Annotated in this window: 18 protein-coding genes and 1 tRNA gene; 9 read left to right on the top strand and 10 right to left on the bottom strand. The window is 37.3% G+C overall.

Features of this window, described 5'->3' with window-relative positions; translation table 11 throughout:
* Nucleotides 1-22: 22 nt before the first annotated feature.
* Both rimM and ACZ1AQ_RS06420 read right to left on the bottom strand, forming a co-directional pair.
* Nucleotides 23-547, bottom strand: coding sequence for a ribosome maturation factor RimM (gene rimM, locus ACZ1AQ_RS06415; RefSeq protein ID WP_489632107.1), 525 nt, complete (start codon nt 545-547; stop codon nt 23-25).
* A gap of 15 nt (nt 548-562) precedes the next feature.
* The gene (locus ACZ1AQ_RS06420) at nt 563-1117 is read right to left on the bottom strand and encodes a 30S ribosomal protein S16 (protein ID WP_489632108.1); all 555 of its coding nucleotides are present in this window, start codon (nt 1115-1117) and stop codon (nt 563-565) included.
* A gap of 192 nt (nt 1118-1309) precedes the next feature.
* Between ACZ1AQ_RS06420 and ACZ1AQ_RS06425 the strand changes: the two genes are divergently transcribed.
* Both ACZ1AQ_RS06425 and rbp read left to right on the top strand, forming a co-directional pair.
* Nucleotides 1310-1801: a DUF6252 domain-containing protein gene (locus ACZ1AQ_RS06425; RefSeq protein ID WP_489632109.1), complete on the top strand. Its 492-nt coding sequence runs from the start codon at nt 1310-1312 to the stop codon at nt 1799-1801.
* A gap of 130 nt (nt 1802-1931) precedes the next feature.
* Nucleotides 1932-2273: an RNA-binding regulator gene (rbp, locus tag ACZ1AQ_RS06430; protein WP_064715451.1), complete on the top strand. Its 342-nt coding sequence runs from the start codon at nt 1932-1934 to the stop codon at nt 2271-2273.
* Nucleotides 2274-2357: 84 nt separating this feature from the next.
* Here the strand turns inward: rbp and leuB are convergent, their stop codons facing one another.
* The 5 genes from leuB to leuC all read right to left on the bottom strand — a co-directional run bounded on the left by leuB (nt 2358) and on the right by leuC (nt 7807).
* Entirely contained in the window at nt 2358-3419 is a 1062-nt protein-coding gene (leuB, locus tag ACZ1AQ_RS06435) for a 3-isopropylmalate dehydrogenase (protein WP_489632110.1), read from the bottom strand.
* A gap of 154 nt (nt 3420-3573) precedes the next feature.
* Nucleotides 3574-5094 carry an alpha-isopropylmalate synthase regulatory domain-containing protein gene (locus tag ACZ1AQ_RS06440; RefSeq protein ID WP_489632111.1) on the bottom strand — a complete coding sequence of 507 codons (1521 nt, stop codon included), beginning with the start codon at nt 5092-5094 and terminating at the stop codon, nt 3574-3576.
* 108 nt (nt 5095-5202) lie between these two features.
* On the bottom strand, nt 5203-5799 hold the full coding sequence (leuD, locus tag ACZ1AQ_RS06445; protein ID WP_489632112.1) for a 3-isopropylmalate dehydratase small subunit: 597 nt from the start codon (nt 5797-5799) through the stop codon (nt 5203-5205).
* Nucleotides 5800-5988: 189 nt separating this feature from the next.
* Nucleotides 5989-6375, bottom strand: a complete 387-nt coding sequence (locus tag ACZ1AQ_RS06450; RefSeq protein ID WP_024980003.1) for a GxxExxY protein — start codon at nt 6373-6375, stop codon at nt 5989-5991.
* A 37-nt stretch (nt 6376-6412) separates the two neighbouring features.
* Nucleotides 6413-7807 carry a 3-isopropylmalate dehydratase large subunit gene (leuC, locus tag ACZ1AQ_RS06455; protein ID WP_489632113.1) on the bottom strand — a complete coding sequence of 465 codons (1395 nt, stop codon included), beginning with the start codon at nt 7805-7807 and terminating at the stop codon, nt 6413-6415.
* A gap of 699 nt (nt 7808-8506) precedes the next feature.
* On the opposite strand from leuC, the gene dnaE reads away from it, so the two are divergent.
* From dnaE to ACZ1AQ_RS06480, 5 genes are all read left to right on the top strand, one after another.
* Nucleotides 8507-13048, top strand: coding sequence for a DNA polymerase III subunit alpha (gene dnaE, locus ACZ1AQ_RS06460; RefSeq protein WP_489632114.1), 4542 nt, complete (start codon nt 8507-8509; stop codon nt 13046-13048).
* 175 nt (nt 13049-13223) lie between these two features.
* Nucleotides 13224-14144, top strand: coding sequence for an outer membrane beta-barrel protein (locus ACZ1AQ_RS06465; RefSeq protein ID WP_489632115.1), 921 nt, complete (start codon nt 13224-13226; stop codon nt 14142-14144).
* Nucleotides 14145-14352: 208 nt separating this feature from the next.
* The gene (gene trxA, locus ACZ1AQ_RS06470; protein WP_489632116.1) at nt 14353-14670 is read left to right on the top strand and encodes a thioredoxin; all 318 of its coding nucleotides are present in this window, start codon (nt 14353-14355) and stop codon (nt 14668-14670) included.
* A gap of 245 nt (nt 14671-14915) precedes the next feature.
* Nucleotides 14916-15854 (top strand): DUF58 domain-containing protein, encoded by a 939-nt coding sequence (locus tag ACZ1AQ_RS06475; protein ID WP_489632117.1) that lies wholly within the window; start codon nt 14916-14918, stop codon nt 15852-15854.
* 86 nt (nt 15855-15940) lie between these two features.
* Nucleotides 15941-16014 (top strand) — tRNA-Asp (locus tag ACZ1AQ_RS06480).
* A gap of 225 nt (nt 16015-16239) precedes the next feature.
* Here the strand turns inward: ACZ1AQ_RS06480 and ACZ1AQ_RS06485 are convergent.
* A complete protein-coding gene (locus tag ACZ1AQ_RS06485; RefSeq protein WP_489632118.1) occupies nt 16240-16740 on the bottom strand; it encodes a DUF456 domain-containing protein in 501 nt (166 codons plus the stop codon).
* 56 nt (nt 16741-16796) lie between these two features.
* On the opposite strand from ACZ1AQ_RS06485, the gene ACZ1AQ_RS06490 reads away from it, so the two are divergent.
* Together ACZ1AQ_RS06490 and ACZ1AQ_RS06495 are read left to right on the top strand one after the other, a co-directional pair.
* Nucleotides 16797-17180, top strand: coding sequence for a hypothetical protein (locus ACZ1AQ_RS06490; protein ID WP_489632119.1), 384 nt, complete (start codon nt 16797-16799; stop codon nt 17178-17180).
* Between the two features lie 78 nt (nt 17181-17258).
* Nucleotides 17259-17702, top strand: a complete 444-nt coding sequence (locus ACZ1AQ_RS06495; RefSeq protein WP_489632280.1) for a hypothetical protein — start codon at nt 17259-17261, stop codon at nt 17700-17702.
* A gap of 107 nt (nt 17703-17809) precedes the next feature.
* Here ACZ1AQ_RS06495 and ACZ1AQ_RS06500 read toward each other — a convergent pair whose 3' ends face one another.
* Nucleotides 17810-18913, bottom strand: coding sequence for a glycosyltransferase family 2 protein (locus tag ACZ1AQ_RS06500; RefSeq protein ID WP_489632120.1), 1104 nt, complete (start codon nt 18911-18913; stop codon nt 17810-17812).
* Nucleotides 18910-19887 (bottom strand): hypothetical protein, encoded by a 978-nt coding sequence (locus ACZ1AQ_RS06505; protein WP_489632121.1) that lies wholly within the window; start codon nt 19885-19887, stop codon nt 18910-18912. The genes ACZ1AQ_RS06500 and ACZ1AQ_RS06505 overlap by 4 nt, the downstream gene beginning before the upstream one ends.
* Nucleotides 19888-19904 lie beyond the last annotated feature (17 nt).

The following is a 19904-nucleotide window of genomic DNA, read 5'->3' on the forward strand; positions in this document are numbered from 1 at the left end:
AACTGTAGACTGAGTACTTCGATTAAAGGTACATCTCAATCAATCCCTCAGGCAAATCCATAATAATTTTTTTGTTTTCTCGGTCTACTTTTACCAAGAAATGGTCGATTATTGGGATTAAAATTTCGGCGTCGCCTTTGAGTACTTCAAATAAAGGTTGTGCAGTGGTGTCGTTGATAGATTGAATTTCTCCAACATAGCCTAAGCGTTTGTCTTCTACTTCAAAACCAATAACCTCGTGAAAATAGAATTTGTTTCCGCTTAGTTTTGGAAGCATTTTTAAAGGAAGATAAAGGTCACTTCCAATGAGTGCATCGGCTTGTTCTTCGGTAGTAATGTCCTCAAAACGGATGCGTAGAAAGTCGTTTTTGTGCAGTGAACTACTTTCAATAAAAAAAGGAACCAAGTGTTTGTTGTGGTCAACAAACACTGATTCCAAGTTTTCGTATAACTCAGGTTCGTCCGTGTCTAGATAAGCTAGGACTTCCCCTTTGAAACTAAATTTTTTAGCGATTTTACCTAAATAGAAACAGTCCTCTTTACGCATTGTCGCTGGGTAAAATTAAGCCTCAGTTGTTTCGTTATTTTCTTCTGCAGCTGGAGCTTCTTCAGCTTCAACTTCGGCAACTTCTTCAGCAGGAGTTGCAGCAGCAATAGCAGCAGCCTCAGCTTCAGCTTGAGCAGCTAAACGTTTTGCGTTAACTTCTTGTTCTGCTTTTAAAGCTTTAGCTTTTTCAGCAGCTTGAGCTTTAGTTAAGCCTTCTTTTTTAGCGTCAACTTTACCAGCTTTTGCTTCTAACCAAGCGGCTAATTTAGCATCAGCTTGTTCTTGAGTCAAAGCTCCTTTACGAACTCCTCCGTTTAGGTGGTGTTTCAATAAAGCTCCTTTGTAAGAAAGGATTGCTCTTGCAGTGTCTGTAGGTTGAGCACCATTTTGCAACCATTTTACAGCGCTATCCAAGTTTAATTCGATAGTTGCTGGGTTAGTGTTTGGATTGTAAGTACCGATTTTCTCTAAGTATTTACCATCTCTTTTTGAGCGAGCATCTGCTGCTACAACCCAGTAAAACGGTTTTTGTTTTTTACCGTGTCTTTGTAATCTAATTTTTACTGACATAATCTTATTGATTAAATTTTGAGGTACTCGACCTCGATTAATTAAGGGTGCAAAGATACATTTTTTATTTAAAAAAACTAAAATGTGCTTATAATATTAATAGATAGAATTTTAATGCTTCTTTGAAAGCTACTTTTGATGGTTTAAACTAAAAAAAGAATAGATTTGTAATCCAATTTGTTATTATAGTAAATGAAAAAAGTTCTATTGATAGTTGTGCTAGCTTTATTGGCTGGCTCATGTTCTGATGATGTTATCTTCAATAACCCTTCAGTTCAAGGATTAAAGAATAATATATTTTGGCGCGCTCTTCAAAGTAAAGCTGTTTTGTCTAAAGATGGTTCGATAGTTATTGAGGCGCAAACCTTGAAAGAGTCTTTAGTGTTACATCTTTCGTCTACACAATTAAATACATATCAATTAGATGATAATGCTATTGATTATGTAACGTACACCTCTCGAGAAACAACTCCTGTAACTTCGCTAACTACTCAAAGTGGTAAAGGAACGGGGAAAATTACCATCAGTGAATATGATGAAGAGAACAAAACGATTAGCGGAACCTTTACCGTTGTGATTCCTTATGAATCTGCCGATACTCAAGAATCTAAAGAATTTTATTTTTCGCAAGGTGTTTTTTACAAAGTTCCAGTGACTTTAGAAATTATAACGAAGACTAAATAGTCTGGTTTTTAATAAGGTAAGGGCTTTTTGCTTTACTTTCTTTTTCATAATTATAACATAAATGTTTTGTTATATAGTAGTTTAGAATAAAATAAGACTACATTTGTTGCTTTATTATAAATAAGTACATATGAACATTTTTGTTGGAAGTCTTCCATTCAGTATTGAGGAAGCAGATTTAAGAGAGTCTTTCGAAGCTTACGGAGCAGTAGATTCAGTTAAAATTATAACGGATAAATTTACTGGTAGAAGTAAAGGTTTTGGTTTCGTAGAGATGCCAAACGACGCGGAAGCTCAAAAAGCAATTGACGAATTAAACGGAGCTACCGTTCAAGGACGTGCAATTGTGGTAAATAAATCTGAGCCAAAACCAGAAGGCGAAAGAAGAAGTTTCAACAACAACCGTGGTGGTGATTCACGCGGAGGTTACGGAAACAACCGCGGTGGTGGTGACAGAGGAGGAAGATATTAATATTTTTTTCTAGTATAAAAAAAGGGAGCAATTGAAAAATTGTTCCCTTTTTTGTTGTTTGCTTTTCTTTCGATTTAAAGCGATTTATAAATTGGCCACTAACCAATCTCCCACTTCGCTAGTTTTATAGGCTTTACTTCCTTTTGCAGCTAAGTCTTCGGTAACAATACCTTCTTCTAAAGATTTGTTGACTACGGCTCTTATAGCTTGCGCTTCTTCTTTTAATCCAAAGGCATCTTCAAACATCATTGCGGCAGATAAAATAGTAGCCAATGGGTTTGCGATGTTTAGTCCTGTTGCTTGTGGATACGAGCCGTGAATTGGTTCGTATAATGAAGTGTGTTCACCAACAGAAGCTGAAGGCATTAATCCCATTGAACCTGAAATTACAGAAGCTTCATCGGTTAATATGTCTCCAAATAAATTTTCGGTAATCAATACGTCATAAGAGTTAGGCCATTGCACCAAACGCATAGCGACAGCATCAACAAATTCATAACTCACTTCTACTTCTGGATAGTCTTTCGCCATAGCTTGAACCGTTTCTCTCCAAAGGCGAGAAGTTTCTAAAACATTGGCTTTATCTACACAGCATAATTTCTTAGAACGCGTCATCGCTAATTCGAAACCTTTTTTAGCCAAACGTTGTACTTCGGCTCTGGTGTACACACAATTGTCAAAAGCAGTTTCTCCATCATCTCTTCTTCCTTTTTCACCAAAATAAATTCCTCCGGTTAATTCTCTCAAGAAAACTAAATCTGTTCCTTCGATACGCTCTCTTTTTAAAGGAGAATTATCAATCAATGAAGGGAAAGTAAACGTTGGACGTACATTGGCAAACAAACCTAGTTTTTTGCGCATTAAAAGCAAACCTTGTTCAGGACGAACGGGAGCGCTTGGGTCATTATCGTATTTTGGGTGTCCGATGGCGCCAAACAAAACCGCATCGGCTTTCATACATATTTCGTGTGTTTCGTCTGGGTAAGGTACGCCAACTGCGTCAATAGCACAAGCACCTGTTAAGGCGGGTGTCCAAGTGATGTTGTGATTGAATTTTTTGGCAATGGCATCCGATACTTTTACGGCTTCGTTGATGACTTCTGGTCCGATGCCGTCTCCGGCTAAAAGGGCTATGTTTAATTTCATTGTTTTTTATTTTTAAGTTTCTAAGAATCTGAGAAGCTAAGTTTCTAAGGTTTTTTCAAAAAATTAGTAACTTAGTATGGTATTAATTTTTTTTAGTTTCAAAGATTCTAAGTCTGTTTTTGAAAACTTAGAAGCTTAGATTCTAAGTGGCTTTTTAATGGATTACATTCAACATTTTTTGCGTAGCTACAATGGCTGCCACAGTTTGGTCGGAGTCTAATCCTCGTGTTTTGAATTCTTTTCCGTTGGCTGTCCAGGTGATAACCGTTTCACACAAAGCATCGGAGCTACTACCTGGAGGTATTCTTACGGCATAGTCGATAAGCTTAGGTAAAGTCATTTTTTTGCTTTTGTAAATTTTATTAAGGGCGTTCATAAAAGCATCAAATTGTCCGTCGCCTTGTGCGTTTTCTTCGATTATTTCTCCATCAATTTTAAGGCAAAGTGTGGTTGAAGGGCGCATTCCTTTAGCATGAACCAAGACATAGGATTGCACCATCACACGTTCTTGATAGGACTGACTATCTAAAACATCGGAAATGATATAAGGTAGGTCTTCTTTTGTGACCGTTTCTTTCTTGTCGCCCAATTCGATGATGCGTTGTGTAACGAGTTTCAAATCTTCGGCATTGAGTTGTAGCCCAAGCTCTTGAAGGTTTTTTTCGATATTGGCTTTGCCTGATGTTTTTCCAAGCGCATATTTTCGTTTTCTTCCAAAACGTTCGGGTAATAAGTCGTTGAAATACAGATTGTTTTTGTTGTCTCCATCAGCATGAATACCAGCGGTTTGAGTAAAAACATTATCTCCAACTATGGGTTTGTTCGCCGGAATTCTATATCCAGTAAAAGTTTCTACAAGTTTGCTAACTGAGTATAGAGATGTTTCTTTGACATTAATTTTTACTTGAGGTAAAAAATCATTGATAACGGCAACGGTACTCTCCAAAGGAGCATTTCCGGCGCGTTCTCCCATTCCATTTACAGTTACATGTAAACCGCTGATTCCTGCTTTTATGGCTTCCATGACATTGGCTACACTAAGGTCATAATCGTTGTGAGCATGAAAATCAAAGTGAATGTCAGGGTATTTTTGTGTAATCTTAGAAATAAATTCAAAAGTGTCCGAAGGAATTAGAACGCCCAAGGTGTCGGGTAGTAAAATTCTTTTTACGGGTTGTTGTGTAATGAAATCCAGATATTGAAACACATAATCGGGAGAATTACGCATACCGTTGCTCCAATCTTCTAGATAAACATTCGTGGCAATTCCGTTTTGATTTGCGAGTTCGATTGCTTGTGCTATTTCTGCAAAATGCTGTTCAGGTGTTTTTTTTAATTGGTGGGTTAAGTGGTTTAAAGAACCTTTGGTTAAAAGATTTTGAACTTTGGCTCCAGCTTTTTTCATCCATTCAATAGAAATTCCTCCATCAACAAATGATAAAACTTCTATTCTATCGGTATAGCCTTTGATAGCCGCCCAATCCATAATACCTTTCACGCCTTGAAATTCTCCTTCACTCACGCGTGCCGAAGCAATTTCGATACGGTCAATGTGTAATTCTTCTAATAATAATTGAGCAATGGTTAGTTTTTCTGCAGCCGAAAACGATACGCCCGAAGTTTGTTCTCCATCGCGCAAGGTCGTATCCATTATTTCAATTTTTCTCTGTTCCATTGGGAATTATTTTCGGATTAAAGCATCCTTTTTTATGTAAAACGAATCCTATATCATTTTAAAAAACGATATAGGACTGTACTATTGGTGTGTAATTGATTAACTGTTCTATATCAACTGTTTATTGGCAAAGTCAACGATTTCATCTTTGATGTTGATTAAATAATCGATGTCATCAAATCCGTTAATCATATTTTCTTTTTTGTAACCTGAAATACTAAAAGATTCTTTTTGTCCAGTTACTTTTAAAGTAATGGTTTGTTCTGGTAAGTTGATTTCTAATTCTGTTTTAGGGTCAGCTTCGATAGCTTTGAAAATGGTATCGGCAAATTCAGGACTCACTTGTACTGGAAGTACACCAATATTCAGACAGTTATTTCTGAAAATATCTGCAAAGAAACTTGAAACCACAGCTCTGAATCCGTAGTCATAAATAGCCCAAGCCGCATGTTCTCTTGAGGATCCCGACCCAAAGTTTTTGCCACCAACCAAGATTTTGCCACTATAAGTGGGGTTGTTCAATACAAAATCAGTCTTTGGAGTCCCATCGCTATTGTATCTCCAATCGCGGAATAGGTTGTCTCCAAAACCAACACGCTCTGTTGCTTTTAAGAAACGAGCAGGGATGATTTGATCTGTATCCACATTCTCTATAGAAAGGGGTACAGCACTACTGGTAAGGATGTTGAATTTATCGTATGCCATAGTATTAAATTTAACCGCAAAGGCGCAAAGGCACGATGCTATATTAATTATTTATTTGTTTTTTTACCGCAAGGACCCAAAGGCGCAATGCTATAATATTAATTTGTTTGTTAAAGCAAGGAAGCAAAGGTGCAAGGGTAGTTTGTGAATTCTATTTTTTGCGACTTTCCGTCATTGCGGTATTTTTTTTTAATAGTTATTTACAAATCTTTTGAAGCCGTTTTTGATTATTGGGACGTTAAAATTAATTAGAAATCCCATCCTTTTATCGGCTAACTTTAGATATGATATTATCTGTGCTTGATGTACTGGTAATAGTGTATCTACAGATTTTAATTCTATTATGATTTCGTTTTCAACTAAAATATCAATTCTAAATTCTTTTGATAAATCAAAACCTTTAAATTGTAAAGGAATACCGACTTGACTTTCTGCTGAAATTTTCCTCAACTGCAATTCTTTCAAAAGACACATTTCATACACCGATTCCAATAAACCTGGCCCCATAATTTTGTGAACCTCAAGACTAGCTATAAATATTTGTTTAGCTAATTCTTCATATTTATTTATATCCATATTTTCTTAGCGCCTTAGTGTCCTTGCGGTGAAAAAATTACATCAATTCCCGTGGGTCTGTCAGTTTTCCTGTAACCGCCGCCGCTGCCGCCATAAATGGACTAGCTAATAATGTTCTTGAACCAGGACCTTGTCGACCTTCAAAATTTCTATTAGAGGTACTAACGGCATATTTTCCGGCAGGAACTTTGTCATCATTCATCGCCAAACAAGCCGAACATCCAGGTTGACGCAATACAAATCCAGCTTCGGTCAAAACCTCAAGAATACCTTCTTCTTTGATTTGAGCTTCTACCACATGTGAGCCAGGAACTAACCAAGCCGTTACGTTATCTGCTTTTTTTCTTCCTTTAACAATAGAAGCAAAGGCTCTAAAATCTTCAATTCTACCATTGGTACAGCTTCCCAAGAAAACGTAGTCAATAGGTTTGCCTATCATAGCTTCTCCTTGATTAAAGCCCATATAACCTAATGATTTTACATAGGTCTCTTCGCCTTCTGCTACAGCATTGGCTTGGGGGATGTTTTTTGAGATGCCTAATCCCATTCCGGGGTTGGTTCCGTAGGTAATCATAGGTTCAATATCGGCAGCATCAAAAGTCACTTCTTCGTCAAAAGTAGCGTCGCTATCTGTTTTTAAGGTTTTCCAATAGGCAACTGCTTTTTCCCAAGCTTCTCCTTTTGGGGCATAGGGACGACCTTCTAAATAATCGAAAGTTGTTTGGTCTGGCGCAATCATTCCGCCTCGAGCACCCATTTCAATACTCAAATTACAGACAGTCATACGACCTTCCATAGTCATATTTTCAAAAACTTCTCCAGCATATTCTACAAAATACCCTGTAGCTCCCGAAGTAGATAGCTTAGAAATGATATATAAGGCTACATCTTTAGGGGTAACTCCAACTTGTAAGCTACCTTTTACATTGATGCGCATTTTTTTAGGTTTTGGCTGCATGATACATTGTGAAGAAAGTACCATTTCTACTTCTGAAGTACCAATACCGAAAGCAATAGCTCCAAAAGCACCATGAGTTGAGGTATGCGAATCACCACAAACAATAGTTGAACCCGGTAATGTGATTCCGTTTTCAGGACCTACAACGTGTACAATCCCGTTCTTTTTGTTGCCCAATCCCCAGTGGCTAATTCCGTATTCATTAGAGTTTTGCTCCAATGCTTTCAACTGATTGGCCGAAAGAGGGTCTTCAACAGGTAAATGTTGGTTTATAGTAGGGGTATTGTGATCGGCAGTAGCAAAAGTACGTTCTGGGTACAAAACGGTTACTCCTCTTTGTTTTAAGCCTAAAAAAGCTACGGGACTAGTCACTTCGTGAATGAAATGACGGTCAATAAAGAACACGTCTGGTCCATCCTCAATTTTGCGCACCACGTGCGAATCCCATACTTTGTCGAATAATGTAGTACTCATTGTTAACTATTTTTTTTAAGTGTATTGGTCTTTTTTGTTGGGTTGCTACCCAAAAAGTATAACTTGGAAGGCAAATGTAGCAAACGAATAAAAAGTGTCAATTTTGAAATTTCATTATATACGATACCCAAATTCTTTTTCTACGGCAGATTAGAATTAAAAATTTTCATTTTTAAGGAAAAAGGTGGATTGGTTTTGCTATTCATTTGAAAAGAGTAAACATCTTTTTTTAAAATTAAAATCCTTTTTAGAAATGGTGTTTTTGTTGTGTTATTTTTAAAACAAACCATTTTTTCAATGATTTCACTACGTTTTTTTTATCTAATTCTTGTTTTTTGATTAAAAATAGTCAACAAGTTGTTGTTTTTGCATCTAATGAAAATGCTGCTATTTAGAAGTAAAATTGATAAAATGAGTTCTTTAAAACACTTTTTTTTTACTTGAAAACTACGACATCCAAAAATGAGATTTGGCGTTTTTTTGATGAAAATGGTCTAGATTTTTTTGGCTTTGGGGCTAAAATTTTAACCTGGATTTAGATTGGAATAAAAAGACAATTTGCCTCTAGTTTCTTTAAAAAAAAACTAAATTTGAATTTCCGCCAATTTGTATTGTACTGTTTTTTATATTCCATAAAACCAATGTTTTAAGGAGTTTCAAAATTGGATTTTGGAATTTTAATCTTTGTTATTTTAACTTATGTACTTAATATTCGATACCGAAACTACCGGATTACCCAAGCGTTGGGGCGCACCTTTATCTGATACAGATAACTGGCCAAGATGTATACAAATCGCTTGGCAGTTGCATGATGATATGGGGAATTTGGTGGAGCATCAAGATTATTTGGTGCAGCCAGAAGGATTTAATATTCCTTATGATGCCGAGCGAATCCACGGAATTTCTACCGAATTGGCGCAAGCAGAGGGAATTCCATTGGCGGAAGTATTGGAGAAGTTCAATATAGCTTTAGGCAAAGCCAAATTTATTGTTGGCCAAAATGTAGGTTTTGATGTCAATATTATGGGATGCGAGTTCTATCGTTTGGGTGTTGCGTCGCCAATGGGTGAAATGCCAATTCTAGACACGTGTACTGAGGTTACGGCTTCCTTACTAAAATTGCCTGGAGGTCGAGGAGGTAAATTCAAATTGCCAACGCTTACCGAGTTGCATCAGTATTTATTTGACCAACCTTTTGCAGAAGCACACAACGCTACGGCCGACGTTGAGGCGACTACAAGATGTTTTTTGGAGTTAATTAGAAAAGAAGTTTTTACCAAAGAAGAGTTGGAAGTAGAATCCAATTATTTTAAAGAATTTCAAAGTAAAAATCCAGAGCCTTTTCCGCTAATTGGATTAAAGCACATCAATCTCAAGAAGGCTTCTGATGCCATTCGAGAACAACTTAAAGCTTCTGGGGTTGTTACTGATGCACCAATTTTGACCGAAACAGAAAAGAAAGATTTTTCGGCAGCAGCTTTCGCACATTTGCACAATCATACACAGTTTTCTGTCTTGCAATCTACCATTTCAATTGGTGGTTTGGTGGCAGCTACGGCCAAAAATAAGTTTCCTGCAGTAGCGATGACGGATACAGGAAACATGATGGGGGCTTTTCATTTTGTGAGCGCTGTTATGAATCACAACAAATCGGCATCGGCAAAAAACAAAGCATTGGTGGAGAGTGGAGAAGAGCCTACCGAAACCGAGATTAAACCGATAGTTGGTTGTGAATTCAACATCTGTGATAATCATTTGGATAAAACCAAGAAAGACAATGGTTATCAGGTAGTTTTATTGGCGAAGAATAAAAAAGGTTATCACAATCTGGCCAAAATGGCTTCTATTGCTTACACGGCTGGTTTTTATTATGTCCCAAGAATTGACCGCGCTGTGGTGGAGCAATATAAAGAAGACATTATGGTGTTGTCTGGAAATTTATACGGAGAAATTCCGAGTAAAATTCTGAATGTAGGGGAAAATCAAGCTGAGGAAGCTTTGCTTTGGTGGAAAGCACAATTTGGAGACGATTTGTATCTCGAAATCATGCGCCACAATCAAGAAGATGAAAACAGGGTGAATAAAACACTCATTGAATTTTCTCAGAAGCACAAAGTCAAACTCATTGCCACGAACAATACTTATTATTTAAATAAAGAAGATGCCAATGCGCACGATATTTTGTTGTGTGTAAAAGATGGCGAAAAACAAGCCACACCTATCGGTAGAGGACGAGGCTATCGTTATGGATTGCCCAATCAGGAATATTATTATAAGTCGGGTGAGGAGATGAAAAAACTCTTTGCCGATTTGCCTGATGCGATTATTAACATTCAAGAAATTGTAGATAAAGTTGAAATTTATTCCTTGTACCGTGACGTACTGTTACCTAAATACGATATTCCACAAGAATTTGTGGTGCCAGAAGATGAAGTTGATGGCGGGGTAAGAGGAGAAAATGCCTATTTGCGACACCTTACGATGGAAGGAGCAAAGCGACGTTATGGTGAAATCACGGAGTCAATTCAAGAACGATTGGACTTTGAATTATTGACCATTTCCAATTCAGGTTATCCAGGTTATTTCTTGATTGTACAAGATTTTATCGCCGAAGCCAGAAAAATGGACGTTTCTGTTGGACCTGGGCGTGGTTCGGCAGCGGGTTCGGCGGTAGCGTATTGTTTGGGAATTACCAATATTGACCCTATTAAATATGATTTGCTTTTTGAGCGTTTCCTGAATCCGGACCGTGTGTCGATGCCCGATATTGATATCGATTTTGATGACGAGGGTCGTGGTCGTGTCATGGATTATGTAATCAATAAATATGGTGCGAATCAAGTAGCGCAAATCATTACTTATGGTAAGATGGCTACGAAGTCGGCTATTCGTGATACTGCTCGTGTGCTGGATTTGCCTTTGTTTGAAGCGGATAGAATTGCGAAGTTAATTCCAGGGATGATGCCATCAAAATGGAATTTGGCACGTTTTATTTCAGAAAAAGAAGAGGACGTAAAAAAAGCGTTGCGTTCAGATGAGTTTGATAGTGTAAAAGAATTGATTGCCATTGCCAATGGAGGAGATTTAGCTGGAGAAACCATTCAACAAGCCAAGATATTGGAAGGTTCGATGCGCAACACGGGTATTCACGCTTGTGGGGTGATTATTACGCCATCAGATATTACCAATTATGTTCCAGTAACAACAGCTAAAGATTCGGATTTGTATGTTACCCAGTTCGACAACTCGGTGGCTGAAAGTGCAGGATTGTTGAAAATGGACTTCTTGGGGTTGAAGACCCTTACGTTGATTAAAGACACAGTTAAGTTGGTCAAATACCGAACAGGAATTCAGCTCGACCCCGATACGTTTCCTATTGATGATGTTAAAACTTATGAGCTCTTTCAAAGAGGTGAAACAGTAGGGATTTTCCAATACGAGTCACCCGGAATGCAAAAATACATGAAGGACTTGAAGCCTACTGTTTTTGGGGATTTGATTGCGATGAATGCCTTGTATCGTCCGGGACCGTTAGAGTATATTCCGTCTTTCGTTCGAAGAAAAAATGGTGAAGAAGAAATCAAATACGATTTAGAGGCTTGTGCTGAATATTTGTCTGAAACCTACGGAATTACGGTATACCAAGAGCAGGTGATGCTTTTATCCCAATCTTTGGCTGGTTTTACCAAAGGTGAGGCCGACGTTTTGCGTAAGGCAATGGGTAAAAAGCAAAAAGATGTATTGGACAAAATGAAGCCTAAGTTTGTGGAGCAAGCAGCTGCCAAAGGTCATGACGCTACGATTTTGGAAAAAATATGGAAAGATTGGGAGGCTTTTGCGAGTTATGCTTTTAATAAATCGCACTCTACTTGTTATGCTTGGATTGCCTATCAAACGGCTTATTTGAAAGCACATTATCCAGCCGAATATATGGCTGCGGTACTTTCGAATAACATGAACGATATCAAGCAAGTGTCGTTTTTTATGGAGGAATGTAAGCGAATGGGACTCCGAGTATTAGGTCCTTGTGTGAATGAGTCTTATTATAAATTTACTGTAAATGAAGAATATGCCATTCGTTTTGGAATGGGGGCTATCAAAGGTGTAGGTTCTGGAGCGGTAGCAACAATTGTAGAAAACAGAAAAGACGGTAAATACAAATCTATTTTTGATTTGGCCAAACGCATCGATTTGAGAGCAGCCAATAAAAAAGCAATCGAAAATTTGGCTTTGGCAGGAGGATTCGATTCGTTTGAAGGTACTACGCGAGCGCAATATTTTCATGATGATGGAGATGGTATTACCTTTTATGAAAAAGCGATGCGTTATGGTTCCAAATACCAAGAGAATGAGAATTCCTCCCAAGTGAGTTTGTTTGGAGAAACCAGCGAAGTACAAATTGCAGAACCTGTTGTGCCGCCGTGCGAAGATTGGAGCACAATGGAGAAATTGGCAAAAGAGAAAGAGGTTGTTGGTATCTATATTTCAGGTCATCCATTGGATGATTATAAATTTGAGATGAAATACTTCTGTAATGTTAGGTTAGAAGCGCTTAAAAATTTGGAACAGCATGTTGGAAAAAACTTGACGTTTGGTGGAATTATCAATAACGTACAACATAGAGTAGCGAAAAACGGAAAAGGATGGGGGATGTTTACGCTCGAAGGGTATGATGAAAATTTTGAGTTTCGAATTTTTGGAGAAGAATACTTGAAGTTTCGCCATTTCTTTATTCAAAACAATTTCACTTATATCAAAATATTGGTTAAAGAAGGTTGGGTCAATCAAGAAACTGGTAAAAGAGCCGAGCCTAGAATTCAGTTTGTAGAAGTAAAACAATTACAAGATGTGTTGGAGGCGTATGCTAAAAAAATAATCTTGTTATTGAATATTAAAGATATAGAAGCTGAATTTATTTACAAGCTCAATCAGTTGTTTTTGCAAAATAAAGGGGAACATACCGTAACTTTTGAGGTGATGGAGTTGGAACGTGTGCGCCGAATGGTAGAGCGAGACGCTATGGCTGAAGAAGTAGAAGAGACGGAATTTGTGGATAGTATAGATAATGAAGAAGGCGAAAATCTTGAAAATCCAGTAACAGTAACAACAAAAGTAGAAGAAATCGAGGAAATTAAAGTAGTAACGAAATTGTCAATGCCTAGCAGAAAATTGAAGGTAAAGATATCGAATGAGTTGTTGTTTGAATTGGAAAAGATGCAAATCAACTTCAAATTGAATTAATTTTAAGAGTTAAAAAAATAGCATATTCATGTTAATTTAACATTAAAAAAATAGATATAAAATTATTTTCTTAATTACCGTGTCAAGAAAACGTTTTCGAGCACACTAAGATTGTTGCTCCCTTTGAAATGGCTTAAATTATTATAAGTTTGTAGCGTTAAACAAAATTACTATTATGAAAAAGAATTTATTTTTATTTGGTTTCGTATTGATGGCTACTGCTATGATGGCGCAAACCGAAAAAAGCGAGAGTTGGTATTTTAAAGTAGGCGGGTCTTATTTTATGCAAACTGCTGCTACTGAATTTCCAACTGTTGGAGGAAAAGATGCTTTACGCAAAGTGTATCAAGGAGGGAAATTAGTTTCAGAAGAAAGCGTAACTGGGTCTTTTGGTGAAGGTTTTAGAACAGGTATTACTGCTGGATACAGATTTAATGCGCGTTTAGGTTTTGAAATGGGAATAAACTATTATTCTAGTAAAGATAAAACTATGGCTCAGACAATCTCTGATGTGCCATTTATTCCAACTGGTAGTGTTTACAATTTTAAATCTGTAGGTCAAATTACAGCATTTGATTTAGCACCCTCTTTAGTGTTGTTTTTGGGAGAGCACAAAGGATTTGAACCTTACACTAAGGTAGGTGTTCTTGTTCCGGTTCATGGTGATTTAGAAATTACTACAGATGCAGTTGCTCCAGTTGGAGTTAATCCATCTACTGGAGCTCCAGTATTTGGTGCTGTTCACAGTGTTGATGTGGTAAAACCAAATCCTACATTAGGTTTTTCAGCAGTTGTTGGTACATCTTATAAATTAGGTAAAAACATCTCTGCTTTTGCTGAATTAGAATACCGTAACTTTACTGTTCACGGAAAAACAAAAGAAACTACTGAATTTACAGTGAATGGAGCGAATGCTTTGTCTACTAGAACAAAATCACAAATCCATACTAATTATGTGGATAAATTAACCACTACTTCGAACAACATCGCAACTAATCCAAATGGAGTTGATACAACTAAACCTTTGAATGAATTGAGTTCATATGTTGGAATTAGTGGTTTAGGATTAACATTGGGCTTGAAATACAGTTTGTAATCTTACTCAGGAAATATAAAGATTAAAGAGAGTTGCTCAGTAGAGTAGCTCTTTTTTTTTGGAAATAAACACAAACAATGGAATGATAGCCAAAACTAATTTGTAGATGCTTTGGGATTGATTTTTAATTCCTAAATTTGAGCCTTATTAAAAAAAATATCAACCGATACCCAAATCGTAGAGGAGGGTTCATTTAAACAAATAGAAAATGGCTTTAGCAATAACAGATGCTACTTTTGAAGAAGTAGTTTTGAAATCAGACAAACCGGTTTTAGTTGACTTTTGGGCAGCATGGTGTGGACCTTGTAGAATGGTTGGGCCAATCATTGATGAATTAAGCAATGAATACGAAGGGAAAGTCGTAGTAGGTAAAGTAGATGTAGATGCTAATCAAGAATTTGCTGCCAAATACGGAGTTCGTAACATTCCAACAGTTTTGGTTTTTCATAATGGAGAAGTTGTGGGAAAACAAGTAGGTGTGGCTCCAAAACAAACGTATGCTGATAGTTTAGATGCTTTGTTGTAATCGAGACTTGTAATATTGATTAAAAGGTTTGACGAAAGTCAAGCCTTTTTTTTGTGCCTAAAAATGAGTTTCTATTGTTTCAAAAATGCACAATGTTTCTCTCTAGCCCCGATGGGAGCGGCATCCTGTGACTCTGGGGTTCAGAGGCACAGATATAGCGGACAGCGGGAACGATGATGGTTGAAAATGCCTTTGTTTCTGCTTCAAAAAGAGAATCTAATGTTGATTTTTGATATATTTGAAAGATGAAGATGGAATCACAAATAGATAAGATAAGTAAGTTTCAGCATTTGGAGTTGCTGGCGAATCAAGTCGTAGAGGGCTTTATATCGGGCATGCACAAAAGTCCGTTTCATGGTTTTTCGGCAGAGTTTTCGGAACATAAGGTGTATAATACTGGCGAAAGTACCAAGCACATGGATTGGAAGTTGTTTGCCAAAACGGATCGGTTGTACACTAAACGGTATGAGGAAGAAACGAACATGCGGTGTCATATCATTATTGATAATTCATCGTCTATGCATTATCCGAAGCTTAAGGATTCCCAGTTTTTTTATGAAAACAAGATTGGTTTCTCGGTTTTGGCTTCGGCGGTGTTGATGAATATTTTGAAGAAGCAACGCGATGCGGTGGGTTTGAGTGTTTTTTCGGATTCGTATGAATATTATGCTCCTGAAAAAGGCAGTGACCGTCATCATAGAATGCTGTTGAATGTACTCGAAAATTTACTCGAAAATCAAAAGCCAAAGAAAACGACCGATACGGTTACGTATTTGCATCAAATTGCAGAGAAAATGCATCGTAGGTCGATGATTTTGCTTTTTACGGACATGTTTCAGTCGGATGAGGTGAGTTCGTCGGATGAGAAGTTATTTGCAGCCTTACAACATTTGAAACATAATAAGCATAAAGTGGTGTTGTTTCATGTAATGGATTATAAAACGGAGTTGAATTTTGACTTTGATTCAGCGCCAAGACGGTTCGTAGATTTGGAATCTGGAGAAGAAATTGCTGTTTTTGCAGATACTATTAAAGAATCCTATGAGAAGAAGATGCAGGAATACTTCGAAAAAGTGGCAATGACGTGTGCGCAGAACAAGATTAAGTACATTCCGGTGAGTGTGGGTGAAAATTTTGAAAAAATTTTGACTACCTATTTGATTGAAAAACAAAACTTTGGGTAATAGAGGTTGTTTTTATTGAAATTTTTTTTCAAAAACGCTTGGAAAACTAGAAATCTGTTGTATCTTTGCCACCGCAATAACGCAGAGGTTTGGTAGTTCAGTTGGTTAGAATACATGCCTGTCACGCATGGGGTCGCGGGTTCGAGTCCCGTCCAGACCGCAAAATTGGGAAAGCACTTCAGAAATGAAGTGCTTTTTTGCCCAAATACGGTATCTAAAGTTAGTTGTGTTGTTTGCTACGAATTTGTAACTCGTAGCCGGTTTAGTAGTTAGACCAATGAAAAGCTTTTCGCTTCGGCGAACGGCTTTTTTGATTTTAGAGTGTTTTGTGTTTTTGAAAACCTTCCTAGATCTATACTTCCAAAGAGTCTCAATTTTTCAAAGCTTACAGTAATTTGTCTTTATACTGCCAAACGATCCAAACGAAAACCCCAAAGTACATCACGCACACAATAAATTTTAGGAAACTAGAAGCTAAAAACCCAATAAAGGAACCTGTAGCGGCTTTTAGCGCACGATTGTGATCTTTGTTGTCGTACATCATCTCACCAATAAATGCACCCACAAAAGGGCCAATAATGAATCCAAAAGGAATAGGAGCCAATAATCCAACCACAAGGCCAATATTCGTTCCCCAAATTCCATACGAACTGCCTCCAAATTTTTTGGTCCCCTTGGCTGGAATAACGTAATCTAAAATCGTCAAAAGGAGCGTAACTAAGAAACAGCCACCCAAAACCCAATAATTCATGGGTATGGCATTAGTGCAGTACAATAAAAATAAGCCTATAAAGCTTAAACTAGGACCGGGTAATAGAGGTAAAAAGCTACCCAAAATACCCAAAACGACAAATAAAAATCCAACAATTAAAAGCAGTGTATCCATAAATTTATTTTTAGTACTTTTGAAAGTGCATTAGTAATGAGTTTTATATTACAAGTATGGGAAAAGCGCTTTTTTCAACTTTTATGGGCTTTATTGTATGCCTTTTGTTTTCTTTGTTTTGTCATGGACAAACTACCAATGAGAAAACACAAGATGATTTATTAAAAGAAAAGCTGTCAATTCAGTATAAATCTAAAGTATTAAATTTTAACTTGAAAGAATTTGATACGTTGTTTTTTGAATTTTTCAATAAAAAAGAAGACCCAAATATAGTGATGTCTCGAGAAGAGTTTTATACCTATACGGTTCAAATTGCTTTGTTTTCTGACCGATTGAAAGCGCTATATCCCGATAAAAAAGCGATTGCCGAAGAGAATAAAAAGAAATGGATGTCCGAACGATACGAAGATTATCTCCAATCCAAACCAAATAAAAAATAATAAGTGTATTTTTATCCCAAAATTAGTCCAATCCAAACTACTGCTTTGAGTAAAAGTTATTGCTATTTATTGCTGCTGATGTTCGCCTCTTGTCAATACTTTGAGAAGCAAGTTCCTTCTGAAAAGGAATTGCTGCAAAAAGAATTGAAATCCATTAATTGGAAAGAAGTAGACGAATATCCTTCTTTGGTAGATTGTGAAAGTTTGACCGACAAGAAGCAACAACAACAGTGCTTTTTTGAGCGATTGACACAATTAATTCAAGAAAAATTAAGCGTAGATACTTTGGCGGCGCTGTATCCAGAGCTAGATACCATCGAAGTAAAAGTAACGGTTTTTCCTAATGCAACTTTGCAATTTGAACCCCAATTTCCCAAAGATTCTGTGGCTTACGATACCATCAAAATCGATAGTATTCTTCGCGCCCGTTTAGTCGGTTTTCCTAAAGTGAATCCCGCCATTAAACGCGGAATTCCTGTGAAAACACAATTTATCTTGCCGGTAATTTTAAAAGTAGAATAATTTTTTAGGAGCTATTTCCAGCTGTCCATTATATCTGTCGCTCCGAACCCCGGAGCAATAGGATGCCGTTCCCATCTGGGCTAGGGCAGTCGAGCTAAGCCAAACGATTATTTTTCAAATTGTCTCCCTTTCCATTCGTAAGAGCCAAAAACAGCATACAAAGCCACACTAGTACTAAAAAATGGATAGAGCAAGCTACTGCTTGTCCAATAGCGCATTTTGGAAGGACTCAAAAAACGATGGGTGGTGTAGAGCAAAACCGAATCGACCATAAATTTCGCTAGCCAAAGTATTGCGACATAGAGAAACGGAATCCAACCCAAAAATCCCAATACCAATCCCAAAATCAAACTAAGATTGCCTGCAAAAACGACTAATCCTAATCCTATCCCAAACCGACTCTGATAGGAGCTAGTTTTCGAAGCCCAACGCACGCGCTGATGAAACAAGGCTTCCCAGCTATCCGTAGGTTGTGTTCGGACAATGGTGTCCTTCGATTTTAAATAGTGTACTTTTTCTGGATATTGCGCTATGGCTTTTTGCAGCAAAAACACATCATCGCCGCTGGCTATTTTGTCATTGCCTTCAAAACCATTCAACTTTTGAAAAAGAGATTTTGTATAAGCAAAATTAGCACCATTGCACATAAAACCTTTGTTAATCCCAAAACTTCCAATAGTGGCGCCTTGTAAACTTGTCAAATCCAATTGCTGAAAATGATGTAAAAACGAAGGCTTGCAGTCATAAGTAACCGCCCCAGCAATCATTTCGACCGTATGGTTTTGAATAAAAGCATCCATCGTGAGCAACCAATTTTCGGGAACAATACAATCGGCATCGGTGGTGACTATCCACTCGTTGTTGGCCAAAGGAACTCCCGTGGTAATGGCATCTTTTTTAGGCGAATTCGATTGTCGAATAGTGTTGGTTAGGGTAATTTGAAATTTGAAATTTGAAATTTGGAATTTTTCTTCCGATGCATCATCAATCAATAGCACTTCAAATAAATCCTTCGGATATTTCAGTTTGGAAATGCTTTCTAATAAAATCGGCAAGTTTTCAGCTTCATTCCGAAAAGGCACTAAAATAGAGAACGTGGTTTTTGGAGTTACCTCTTGTTTTTTAAACAACGGGACTTGAGTAAAACCATAAATCAGCCAACTTATAGTCAGTACATAAACGATTGCTATGCCTAGTAAAACAAAAATCATTGTTTTTCTTTAAGATTAATGTTTCCTCCTTCGGAGGTTAGAGGGCTTTTAAATTTCAAAACAAAATAACTTCCAATGGCTACGGGCAGTACTACATTCAAAAACCACATCAAAGTCGAAATGAAAACCACAATCCATTCGTTTACGCCCAATATTCCAAAGAAAAACACCGCCACACTTCCTTTTACCGCAAAATCCAAAAACTGAAAAGTAGGCAAAGACGAAGCCAGAAAATAGACCGAAGCAATCGCCGCCATTAACGTCAAATAGGGTAAATCCACATCAAAAGCCAAGAATAAAAAATAGTATTGATGCGAGAATACCAAGTAGCGACAGGTTCCAAGCAGTATGTTTTTTTGATGAATTGCTTTTGGAATTTCGTTGATTTTATTAATAAGTTTTTCGATGGAATACCCTTTGATGTTGATTTTCTTTGAAAAAAATACAATCAGTACGATTAATACAAGTCCACCAAAGAGCAAAAGCACGGTTTTCGGTTTGATAATGGCGAAAATAGCATTGAAGTATAACAAGCCGAAAATGCCAAAAACAATACTCAAAATCATTTGAATTCCGTTGCAAATCAGGTTCAAAAAGATGATTTTTTTGGTTGATTTTTTGTCGAAATACATGGCTTTTCCAGCGTATTCGCCTACTCCGTTTGGGGTAAACAAACCCGCAGTCAAAGCCGCCAAAACTTGTTTGGTAGATTCGCCTACCGAAATAGGATGCAGAAAACGGACTAAGTTTTGCCATTTTAAAATTTCGAAATAGCGATTCAAGACACTAAACGAGAGAATAAAAAGAATGCCTCCCACGGATTGATTCTTGCGAAACAACACGATAAACTTCTCCCAATCGAGTTGGTCATTATTGGCGAGTTGGTTGTAGATAAAATAAAACGCTCCCCCAACTATCGAAAGTTTGACTAGAAGTACAAGGAATTGTTTAGTTTTGTGTGGAATTGAAATCATCTGCCCTTAATCCGCCG

The organism is Flavobacterium sp. UM26, assembly GCF_057922445.1.

What these genes read in the sequence shown, in the direction of transcription:
- trxA (WP_489632116.1), top strand. Translation starts at nt 14,353, where the DNA reads ATGGCTTTAGCAATAACAGATGCTACTTTTGAAGAAGTAGTTTTGAAA.
- ACZ1AQ_RS06475 (WP_489632117.1), top strand. Translation starts at nt 14,916, where the DNA reads ATGAAGATGGAATCACAAATAGATAAGATAAGTAAGTTTCAGCATTTG.
- rbp (WP_064715451.1), top strand. Translation starts at nt 1,932, where the DNA reads ATGAACATTTTTGTTGGAAGTCTTCCATTCAGTATTGAGGAAGCAGAT.
- ACZ1AQ_RS06440 (WP_489632111.1), bottom strand. Translation starts at nt 5,094, where the DNA reads ATGGAACAGAGAAAAATTGAAATAATGGATACGACCTTGCGCGATGGA.
- ACZ1AQ_RS06490 (WP_489632119.1), top strand. Translation starts at nt 16,797, where the DNA reads ATGGGAAAAGCGCTTTTTTCAACTTTTATGGGCTTTATTGTATGCCTT.
- rimM (WP_489632107.1), bottom strand. Translation starts at nt 547, where the DNA reads ATGCGTAAAGAGGACTGTTTCTATTTAGGTAAAATCGCTAAAAAATTT.
- ACZ1AQ_RS06500 (WP_489632120.1), bottom strand. Translation starts at nt 18,913, where the DNA reads ATGATTTTTGTTTTACTAGGCATAGCAATCGTTTATGTACTGACTATA.
- ACZ1AQ_RS06450 (WP_024980003.1), bottom strand. Translation starts at nt 6,375, where the DNA reads ATGGATATAAATAAATATGAAGAATTAGCTAAACAAATATTTATAGCT.
- leuD (WP_489632112.1), bottom strand. Translation starts at nt 5,799, where the DNA reads ATGGCATACGATAAATTCAACATCCTTACCAGTAGTGCTGTACCCCTT.
- ACZ1AQ_RS06425 (WP_489632109.1), top strand. Translation starts at nt 1,310, where the DNA reads ATGAAAAAAGTTCTATTGATAGTTGTGCTAGCTTTATTGGCTGGCTCA.
- leuB (WP_489632110.1), bottom strand. Translation starts at nt 3,419, where the DNA reads ATGAAATTAAACATAGCCCTTTTAGCCGGAGACGGCATCGGACCAGAA.
- ACZ1AQ_RS06505 (WP_489632121.1), bottom strand. Translation starts at nt 19,887, where the DNA reads ATGATTTCAATTCCACACAAAACTAAACAATTCCTTGTACTTCTAGTC.
- ACZ1AQ_RS06495 (WP_489632280.1), top strand. Translation starts at nt 17,259, where the DNA reads ATGTTCGCCTCTTGTCAATACTTTGAGAAGCAAGTTCCTTCTGAAAAG.
- dnaE (WP_489632114.1), top strand. Translation starts at nt 8,507, where the DNA reads ATGTACTTAATATTCGATACCGAAACTACCGGATTACCCAAGCGTTGG.
- ACZ1AQ_RS06485 (WP_489632118.1), bottom strand. Translation starts at nt 16,740, where the DNA reads ATGGATACACTGCTTTTAATTGTTGGATTTTTATTTGTCGTTTTGGGT.
- leuC (WP_489632113.1), bottom strand. Translation starts at nt 7,807, where the DNA reads ATGAGTACTACATTATTCGACAAAGTATGGGATTCGCACGTGGTGCGC.
- ACZ1AQ_RS06420 (WP_489632108.1), bottom strand. Translation starts at nt 1,117, where the DNA reads ATGTCAGTAAAAATTAGATTACAAAGACACGGTAAAAAACAAAAACCG.
- ACZ1AQ_RS06465 (WP_489632115.1), top strand. Translation starts at nt 13,224, where the DNA reads ATGAAAAAGAATTTATTTTTATTTGGTTTCGTATTGATGGCTACTGCT.